At 43.0% G+C, this 9,721-nt stretch carries 6 protein-coding genes and 1 pseudogene; all 7 read right to left on the bottom strand.

What is annotated here, in order from left to right:
* Positions 1-62 precede the first annotated feature (62 nt).
* On the bottom strand, positions 63-995 hold the full coding sequence (locus GC102_RS24605) for a GNAT family N-acetyltransferase (protein ID WP_171691847.1): 933 nt from the start codon (positions 993-995) through the stop codon (positions 63-65).
* A gap of 218 nt (positions 996-1,213) precedes the next feature.
* Positions 1,214-1,990 (bottom strand): Cof-type HAD-IIB family hydrolase, encoded by a 777-nt coding sequence (locus tag GC102_RS24600; RefSeq protein WP_171691846.1) that lies wholly within the window; start codon positions 1,988-1,990, stop codon positions 1,214-1,216.
* A gap of 204 nt (positions 1,991-2,194) precedes the next feature.
* A complete protein-coding gene (locus tag GC102_RS24595) occupies positions 2,195-4,147 on the bottom strand; it encodes a hypothetical protein (protein WP_171691845.1) in 1,953 nt (650 codons plus the stop codon).
* Between the two features lie 1,659 nt (positions 4,148-5,806).
* Positions 5,807-5,914, bottom strand: a pseudogene (locus GC102_RS40715) (Tn3 family transposase); the annotation flags it as partial.
* Between the two features lie 95 nt (positions 5,915-6,009).
* Entirely contained in the window at positions 6,010-8,079 is a 2,070-nt protein-coding gene (locus GC102_RS24585; protein WP_171691843.1) for a serine hydrolase domain-containing protein, read from the bottom strand.
* Between the two features lie 285 nt (positions 8,080-8,364).
* Positions 8,365-8,907 carry a DUF1700 domain-containing protein gene (locus GC102_RS24580; protein WP_171691842.1) on the bottom strand — a complete coding sequence of 181 codons (543 nt, stop codon included), beginning with the start codon at positions 8,905-8,907 and terminating at the stop codon, positions 8,365-8,367.
* Positions 8,908-8,954: 47 nt separating this feature from the next.
* A partial coding sequence (locus GC102_RS24575) for a serine hydrolase domain-containing protein (RefSeq protein WP_171691841.1) occupies positions 8,955-9,721 on the bottom strand: 767 nt, incomplete at its 5' end.

The following is a 9,721-nucleotide window of genomic DNA, read 5'->3' as shown; positions in this document are numbered from 1 at the left end:
GAGCTGCCGCAAGGCAAGCTCATTCACTATCGTTACCCGTTAGTTCAACGGTTGCCGATCCGTCACAGTAAGGTATCATGCTCATATATTTTGCTGGGGCGTCCCCACTCAAAATTGCTAAGTCCGATCTCCCGGAAGCCATATTTCTCGTAATATCGAATATGATCCGTAGTTAAGTAGACCTTTTCATACCCCAACTGACCTGCCGTTTTCCTTGCATGTTGCAAAAGCACCGCCCCTAAAGCCTGCCCCCGCTCGCTCTTGTCGATGAACAACGGTGCAATCCAGGGTGATAAATCTTTTCGAACTAGATATTCCTGTTCAATCATTTGATAAAAGCCGATAATCCGGTCGTTCTTTAACATCAAGAAGGTCAATGGCAAAGCATTTGCTGTTGATAAACTTTCTTCCATTTGGATGATCGCGGCGTCCTTTACGGCTGGCCAAGCTTCAGAAATATATGTTATGAACGCATCTCGATGTTCAGTGCATTCCGATATGGATTGGATTACTGGACATTCATGCGGATATGTTTTTGTTGCAGTAAAGGCCGCATAAATTTTCGTTTCTACGCCATTAAAGATGTATCCATTGGTTAAGTGGACCCACCCAAATTTTTCGTAATATCCCTCCAAATCGGTGCTGAGGTAAAGGTTGTCATGTCCCATTTTCAGGGTTTCGTGAAGTGCATGTTGCAGCAGTTTTGCCCCAATATTTTGCCCTCTGCATTCCGGTAGGACATACAAACAAGCGAGCCACGGAAAAACGTCTTGGCGGCTGATCAAGTCATTCCTTAGCAACGCATATGTACCGATTATCAAATCATTTTGTACGGCAATATAAAAACGAGGCAAGTCGCTCTCCGTTTTCAATGAATGAAGCATACAGTCGTAATAAAATTTATAATTCTTATCGGTTCCCCATTGGCTCCAAAACAATTGGACTGCGTTTTCAAATTGTTCGGCTTTATCTTTAAGTTCGTATAATTGAAACACTGTATCCCTCCATTGTCTTTCCTTCAAGAATACGTTGTTGTCTAAAGCAATAAAAGGGGAAAGTTAATTATATCGAATATCTACCCTGGATGTCCTCCACCACGCAAACCTGCCCGTTACTTCAACGAACAACGGCAGCCGATCGTATTTGCCGGCTGCCGTCATGTCGTGATTGAGCTAACGTTTCCCGTTAGCTCAATGATTTAGTTCGCTCAGAATCAAATAACGCCAAATTTAGTTAAGGCATAGTATATACCATCTTCACTTGCTTTTTTGGTAACGAAATCTGCCTTTTGTTTAAGATTTTCCTCACCGTTGCCCATGGCAATACCGAGACCAACGAATTCTAACATATCTAAATCATTTCCACCGTCACCAAAAGCGATTGAATTGCTAACGGCAATGTTGTAATAATCCAGTACTTTTTTGATTGCTTCCGATTTAGAGACCACTTGTTTTTCAAGAATGTTCATTACATAACCATGGAAACGTATAAACCGCAGCTCCGGGAAGTTATCAATAAATTTTCTAGCATCACTCTCATCAGCATACAAACACATACAGTAAATCTCTTCGCAGAGGGTGTCTAATTTCTTGGGATAATGGCTAAGTCCTAGGGTCTCTAATAGTGCACTTCTAACACGCTTTTCTTCTACTCCTATTCCGTTCATTGAAATCGAATCTGTAAAATAGGAAAGACTCTGTCCATTTAACTCGGCAAAATTTGATAGTTCACGAACAGTTTTTGCAGAAAGCGCTGACTTATAAATAACATTATCTTTAGATTTAATAAGTGCTCCATTTGCTGAAATTAAAGTATCAATGCCGAGTGCAATTAGTTCTTCGCACAAATTATGTGGTCTCCCCGTTGCAACAACGACCTTAATACCTTTTTCATGAAGCCTTTTTATAGCCAATTTTGTGCTTTCAGGAATTCTTCTATCCACTTCACTTAATATGGTTCCGTCAACATCAAAAAACACTATCTCGTACACTGTTAAAGTCCCCCTATATTTTAGAAACACCTTATTCTAATATACTTTAGGTACCTACAGAGTTCCATTATTAACTCAATTATCCTGCCATTTAGATCAACGAAAGGCAGCCATTAGTCGGCTGCCTTCCTGGTGAAGCAGTTTGAAGAAAGAAAAGATACTCTACTAGCTAAACTATAAAATCCCTTTAGCTTCCAATCTAAACTATTTCGTCCGCTGAACCGCAAAATCCTGCTGCCATAGGATCCTGCCACCGATTTCAAGTCTGGCCTTCAGCTGGTTCGGCCCAACCTTCAGTGACTTGACGGCACTGTACTGGAACAGAGCCATGTCCCACTGCAATGGTGCAACCCATTTCGAGAATGTCTGGACGGCCTCTGTTGGCGGGGCTCCGAGCTCCTCCAGCGTCAGCTTAGGCCGTAGCTCAGGTGATGCATCGACTGGAAGCTGCTGTATACTGTCCCTGAAGGATACATTGAGCTCCATCTGATCTGAATTGATCGATGTAGGGATGGCAAGAGCAGTCACATTGTACGCTTGAAGGGTAAAGGTAAGGGAAGTATCAATTTTAGCTATGAGCGAACCGAACAAGGTCCGTACATCGGCTTCGTTTAGATACAGCTCCCCGTCAGACGAGATCTGCGGCGCTGCTGTCAAGTTCACCTGCCGAATCTCTTTGCCGTTCCAAAGTGTTATCGCCTGCTGTGAACCCAGCTGGATACGGAAGCCATAGCTGAACCTGCTACTCTGATAAGTGATCAAGCCGCCTGACTCGCTTTGATCGTAACGGAAGCCTTCGGATAGAAAAGGGATGGATACATACCAAGCATTATCGCGCATATATCCCACTCGACGGTCCTGAACCTTCAGTTCGTCACCGTCGATCTTCGCACTGTTGTAGTACAGAGTAAAGAATGACATTTCCACTGCCGGATCAGGTCCTTGACCGACAATGCGATCGGTATATGGATTTAATTTCAACCAGACAAGCCCAACATAAGAATCGATCTGATACCATCGGTTCCCTGACGCATCATCCCAGTAACAAATCGGGTGAAGAATTTGTGGCGCCGCTTGCGCGAACTTATACCAAGAACCCGAGGTCGGATAACTCATCAGTTGCGCATTGGTGTTCAATTGAATGGCCACGTCCGTCGGCTTGGCATCAATAGGATCGGCAAATTGTTTGTTTACCCAGCCATCTCCTGCCGAGGTATGGACATGATACCATTCCCCCGGCGCATTCCCATATGGATTGTTATCAATTCTTTCGAACACGTCCACACTCTGGGGCTGGAGTATCGCTGCCTCTTCGCCATATGAATTCGGCTGTTTAAAAAGCGTCGTTCTCGTATCCAGCTTTAGGGTCTCATTGGACGCTTCGATCTTGGCTCCTCGGGAAAACAGCCATTGAACGCCGTTCTCTGTCTCCACACGGAAGGCAGTGCTGTTGAATGGCGATACGAACTCAGCGGTTATTTCTCCCGCGCTATGCGTTATGCCGGTTTCGTTCATGAAATAGGCTTTCTCTGGCTCAATGCTCCGCAGCGTTCCAATACGATTCAGCGGAATTCGAATCCACTGATCGCCGAGCCAGGTCGTATGGATCTGCAGCCATGTCATCGAGCTGTTATCGAACGAATCCGCAGCAAACCACCTTTTCGTCGCAGCCACCACATCAACATCCTGCGGTGCCAGCGTCCCCGTTGATGGGGTATTCGTATTCGGATTGGCGTACATCAGTGTATTATCCAGCAGCGATACTTGCTTCGGAGGAGCTACGTCCAGCGCGTTTGAAGGAACATTGATCCACTTATCGCCGACCCAGGTGCGTACCTTCCACCAATTATGTGCTTCCGACCAAGGCATGCCCGCCTTGACTACCTGCACCTCCTGAGGAGCTAGATAGCCCTTTGGCGGACCGCCAGAATCTTCGTATTTGTCATAAAAAGGGATGCTGCTCAGCAGCCGAATGACGGCAGGTACTCTTCCGGATTCGGGAATCTCTGAAGGGAACATCTCGTATTGAATGTCTGGCTGCACACTAGGCACAGGCTTCCAAACAACAGTCGCCTCTTCCGCTGATGCATCGATCGCTCCAGCCATGATGACTTGCGCAACCACCACTACCGCAATGGCAGCTTTTCTCAAACTCATCCGATCACACTCCTATCCATTCTCCCATGTTTAAACCAGTACAGATGGTTATACTCGGTATGAGTTCCAAAGTTTTCATCTTCATATTAAATTTGCGTTAAGAGTGGGTAAGATGTTGCACAGAGGTAAGCCATACATCACGTCCCAATCTCTACCACTCAAATCTGCCCGTTAACGGAATAGGCCACCGAGTTTATCACCGGCAGCCTGTTTGATCTTTGTTATGAAGCTAACGTTTCCGTTAGCGTAGCAGTTAAATGTTAATCAATGTTGATTTAAAATTAAAATTGTTCAACTACTATTCCACCAAATAAGATTCCGCTAATTGTTATAATACATATCCCTAATATAAACATCCCCCACCGAAAACCAGTACTCATCCCTCTGAAAATAAAAATATTTAAGCAAAGACAACAAATAATATATCCAGCCCATATAAGAAAACATAGAAACCACTCTAACTCCCATATTAAGGGAAGCCCTAAGATAAAAACTGTTACTGAAAACATTCCAATTAATACATTTAGAAAAAGATATGTTGCACACTGAATGTAGAATAACTTAGTAATTTTCGGATGAAAATTATTATTCAATATTTTCACTCCCCAATAAATTTCCCCTGTATTAACTCTTTACTACAACAGAAGTATAAAGTATTTGGGCTTAATTAATTAGTACTATTTTCATCTAGTACCTGCTTATATTTATCATAAGCTGCCTGATGGTTTAATAACAAAAAAAGAGACCCACAGCAACGGGCTGCGAGTCTAAGTTTATATTTTAAAGGGGGTCGATTTTTATTATAACCTTTAATGATTAATACCAGATGAAAATAAGATTTCAATCGTGTAACATTTACTCAACTCTCGTTCGCCGTTAGCGTAATGACCTGATCTGTCATCCTTGGTGTTGCTTTACACTTTTATTTGTACACAGGCCGAAAATTCCTAGTCATATCTATCTTCCTACTCATATTATTCTTCTTCGGCGCTCCAGTATTATCACTGCCGCCTGAATTACTACCAAGCTTCGGTCATGATTGGCTGTATTCATGGCTGCCGCTTCGCTTCTCGGCGGAAGGTCCGCGCGACCTGTTCTATTTCCGTCAGGATTTGATCCTTAGCAGTCCGATTTGGAAAGGATCGGAGCAAGCGCCTTGGTCGTTATTCTTCTTTCGTTGTTGAAAAAGCAGGAGCAACCTGCCAAGGCAGCGGCTTAACGAGCCCTAGTTGCCATATCCTCAGAGTGTCCGAAGAAAATAAAGTATTAGACTGGATTTGTTGATTTGACGCGGTTTTTGAATTTGAAAAACGTCAGCTTTTGATAAATAAGTATTAGACTATTGGATTCTAATAAACAGAAAACAAATAATAACCCGAAAATAAAGTATTAGACTGTTTTGATCTTTCATACAAAAAAATGGAAACCGTAGTAATTCCGTCAAAAAGAATTATTACAGTTTCCATTTTTCTAATTTTATTATCAGTTATTTTTCTCACCAAATTCTAGACTCTTATCATAATAATGCTTAGCTTCAGAAAACAACTCATATATTTTTCTTTTTCAAGAACATGAAGCTCATTCTCAAGTGTGATTTTCTTCACTCCAAAATGTATTTCAGGCTCTTCTACAACCAAAAAATAAACAAGTCAACTTGTGTTTATTAAGTGCTTTGGCAACCTTGTTCTGTCGAGCATAGGAGCCAATCTTACCCATAATAAGGGCACCAGACACTCTACCCTCACGAATAGAATGTACCAAGCACAAAGGTAGTGAAAAATGAAACTGGAAGAAAACAACAAGTTAGTCATGATTGGAGATTCCGTCACGGTGCGAATGCGGCTGTAACGGCCGATAAGAGATTAAGGAACAAATAGAATCTTGTCAATGAAATAGGAGGCTTCTTGGCGAAGCAAAGGTGCTTTGGACCGGAAATCGACTGAACCGTCAGAATTGGTTATTGTGACTGGATCCGTAACTCCGGCAGCAACAAGTTTGCTTACGGCCTTGATAGCCGATTCATCGGTTTGCCCTGCCAATCGCACCTCATCGCCAAGCGGCCATGGAAAAGGAATGCGCGTTAAGATAACGGCCATTTCTTCCCGAGTTATCGTGCGATCCGGTTCAAATCGGCCTCTGGTCTCCTCCCCCAACCAATGCTGCTCGACCGCTGCCTGTATCTCTTTGACAGAAAAATGGTGTTCGATATCCGTATAACCGGATTTCGATTTGGAAGGCGGATAGCCGACAGCATGCAGTAGCATTGTGATGAATTCCGCACGGGTCATGGGCGCCTTGGGGTCAAAGCTGCGCCCATCTCTTCCATTGATGATACCCAGCGAATGGAGCTTTTCAATAGACGGTTGGTAGGGGCTTTCTTTCGAGACATCGAAAAACAGCGCTTTTTCCTGTATTTTGGGCGAATAGGCTATCGGCGACTTGGCAGGTCTGTACATATTAGCAATACCGCCATCCTTTTGTTCAAGAAATGCTATTTTCTTCCCGTGTTCATCCATAAACAACAAGGGATCTATCTTTTTCAAAGTAGTCTTGCCATTCCCCAACTTGTATCTGTCTTCCGCTACAAGTTGTCCGTTATTGTACGTAATTCTAGTCACAAATGACGGGGTATGCAGGTCTTTGTATAATCCGACGTAACGCGCGGCTTGCTGTTCTGTCAGAGGTGATACCGATTCAGGCGTCTCGGTGCTCTTCGGATAATAATGGTCCATAAAGGTAGCATACAAATCCGAGCGCAATTCGGAATCATTATTGTAAATGACGAACATTCCCATCTTGTGCTCAGGCAGTAGCCATGTAAATGAGGCATGTCCGGGGATGTTCCCACCTTTGCTGACGACATACTGACCATTCGACAGTTCATTGAAAATGCTTTCAAATCCATAGCTTGTAATAGGTATGGCCGGATGAGCGAAAACGGAAAACTTGCTCATTCGTTGAACACTTTGTTCGCTTAACATTTGCCGATCTCCGGCCTTTCCTTTTTGTAAAAGCATATTCATGAATTTAGCCATATCGCTTCCGGTGGACAGCATTCCACCCTGAGGCATGTCCGTAGGATAAAGTCCATACTCCGGATATGGCGCGCCTTCCTGATCGTAAGCTGTAGCCATTCGGGCTTTAAGCTCTGGGGTTACAAGATCATGGGAAGAATTCATGCCGAGCGGCTGAAAGATGTTTTTATCCATGTATTCATGAAAAGGGAGCCCGGTAACTTGTTCCACGGCATATCCCGCCAAAGCAAAAGCATAATCGTCATACTGATAGGCTTCCCCCGGCGTTCGGACGATGGTTGGCATTCGATCCATTAAGAAATCTCGAAGAGATTTCTCTTGATTGAGAAGATCGGGCGAGGCGTCATCGTCTTTTTCATATGGGAAATCGAACCCAGTCATGTGGGTCAGCATATTTTCCATAGTTAGCGGTTTACCTGTCGAATTGGGTATTGTGATACCTCCGAGATAGGACTGGATGTCCTGATCCAGCTTGATCTCCCCTTGGTCAGCAAGCTGCAGCACGGCCGCAGCTGTAAGCGTCTTAGAAATGGAACCGATGCGAAAAACGGTATTGGAATCAACTGGGGTTTTGCTTTCTTTGTTTGCATACCCGTATCCTTTGGATAAAACCACTTGTCCGTCCTGAACGACGACGAACATGGCACCCGGGACATTGAACTTCTTCAGGCTTTCCCCAAAGTAATTGTCTGCGAAGGCCTCCACTTCTTTGGGATCAACCAGACCGCTCGGAGCAGCAGTAACAGGTGCAGGCTGAATCGCTGTGATTGTTTGCCCCTTAAGAGGGAGCTGTTCCGCACTGACACTATCCCCTCCTACCAAAGCAATCAAGTAAGTCACAGCTAGAGACGTGCTTAGCGTTACAGCGAGCACTTTTGAAACTATTTTTTTACGCATTAGAAAATTCTCCTTCAATGAAATTAGTATAGGCTGGAAGTACCCTCTCAGTGTAACATGATGGATTATTTCCCCACACAGTCTTCCGTCTAGTTCATTCCTAGCCTAAGGTCAAGCAAAAAAGGGGGGATGTTGATGGACTAGTTTCAAGTCCTATTGATACACGCAATAAAGACTTGGAAAGAATTATTCCTTTCAATGTCGTAAATGCGGTCACCTCACGTAACGGAAAATATAGTGCGTTAAGCCCGACAAGGTGACCACATATGTTCATAGAATCGTTGATTAAGCCATATTCTTTTTCTGACTAATTGCGTGTATATATTTAATTGTAAGTCTCCATAACACTTTCCCCAACAAAAACATCAACAAACCAATCACAATAGAAGTTGGTAAGAACTGCATTGGGCTTGGTGTAAATGCTCCAATTTGGATTGTGATTCCGGTAATATCATATCTCATAAGATACCCGACAAATTTAATAATTCCGCCTATTGGTGTAATAACTCCACTTATCATTAAAGCAATGGAAAGAGTACTGATAATCGGCAAAACAAACATACCGATGGCGCCTGCAAAGCTGCTACAAAAAGTAAATACAGCGGCGAATTTACGCCAACTAAATTTACTATTCTTTGAAATGGCGTCACCTAAGTATTCTTTCGCTAATTCTTTTGGTTTTCCTAACCTCTCGATGATTTGCTCAGTAGTAAGACCAGTATTTTGCAACTCAAGCATTGCACTTTTGATTTCTTTTACAATGTCATTACGCTCGGAAAAGGACAAAGCTTTTAAATACTTTTCAATTTTTTCAAGATAGTAATCCATAATTTTATACTCCTTTAATTTCTGCTATAGCAATTAATCCGTTTTTCCTACTTGTTAAATTCAGCAAGTAAAATATTTTTAAAAGGATTAGGACTGTTATCTCTACCCAAACTGTTCAAACTGACGACCACCGTATGATTGCCTCCAAGTGTACCTCCAGCAATCGTAGAAAACCCTAGAATGCCACCTGTGTGTCCCCATATCGAGACACCATTTGGAAGCTTAATTTCAGAGATTCCAAGACCATATCCTTCGATTCCTTTTCTTCCTACAGGAACTGTAGTAAGCATTTGTTTTAGTTGCTCTTCCTTCAGTAATTTGCCACCGAGCAAGTAAGAGAAGAATTTATTTAAGTCGTCAGCATCAGAAATCATATCTCCAGCCGAGCTACCTGCACTTGGATTATAATAAGTTACGTCTTTTATCTCACTTGCTTCGTCTGGTTGGGAATATCCCCGGGCATGCTTGGTGCCTGGAATAACGCTTGAATTGCCAGGTAGGAATGTATCCAACAATTCAAGCGGTTCAATAATCCGATTTTCAATCTCTTCCGCGTAGCTGTTTCCGGTTACTTTTTCAATAAGAATACCCAATAATACGTATCCTGTATTTGAATAAGACCAGCCCTTTCCTGGAACAAAGTCTGGGGGCAGAGAAATCCCCAACTTCACTATTTCTTCAGCCGTATACGATTTTTTTGTATCCATAAAATTAGCGTCTTTGGATCTTGAGTATTCAGCGATACCACTTGTATGGTTCAATATCTGCCGGATGGTAATCTGATTACCATTATATCCGTTTCCTTGAATGACAC

The sequence above is a fragment of the Paenibacillus germinis genome (genome assembly GCF_013141785.1).
GTDB classification, from domain to species: domain Bacteria; phylum Bacillota; class Bacilli; order Paenibacillales; family NBRC-103111; genus Paenibacillus_E; species Paenibacillus_E phytorum.
This window is presented reverse-complemented; position numbering and strand designations above follow the sequence as displayed.

What these genes read in the sequence shown, in the direction of transcription:
- GC102_RS24595 (WP_171691845.1), bottom strand. Translation starts at nt 4,147, where the DNA reads ATGAGTTTGAGAAAAGCTGCCATTGCGGTAGTGGTGGTTGCGCAAGTC.
- GC102_RS24585 (WP_171691843.1), bottom strand. Translation starts at nt 8,079, where the DNA reads ATGCGTAAAAAAATAGTTTCAAAAGTGCTCGCTGTAACGCTAAGCACG.
- GC102_RS24580 (WP_171691842.1), bottom strand. Translation starts at nt 8,907, where the DNA reads ATGGATTACTATCTTGAAAAAATTGAAAAGTATTTAAAAGCTTTGTCC.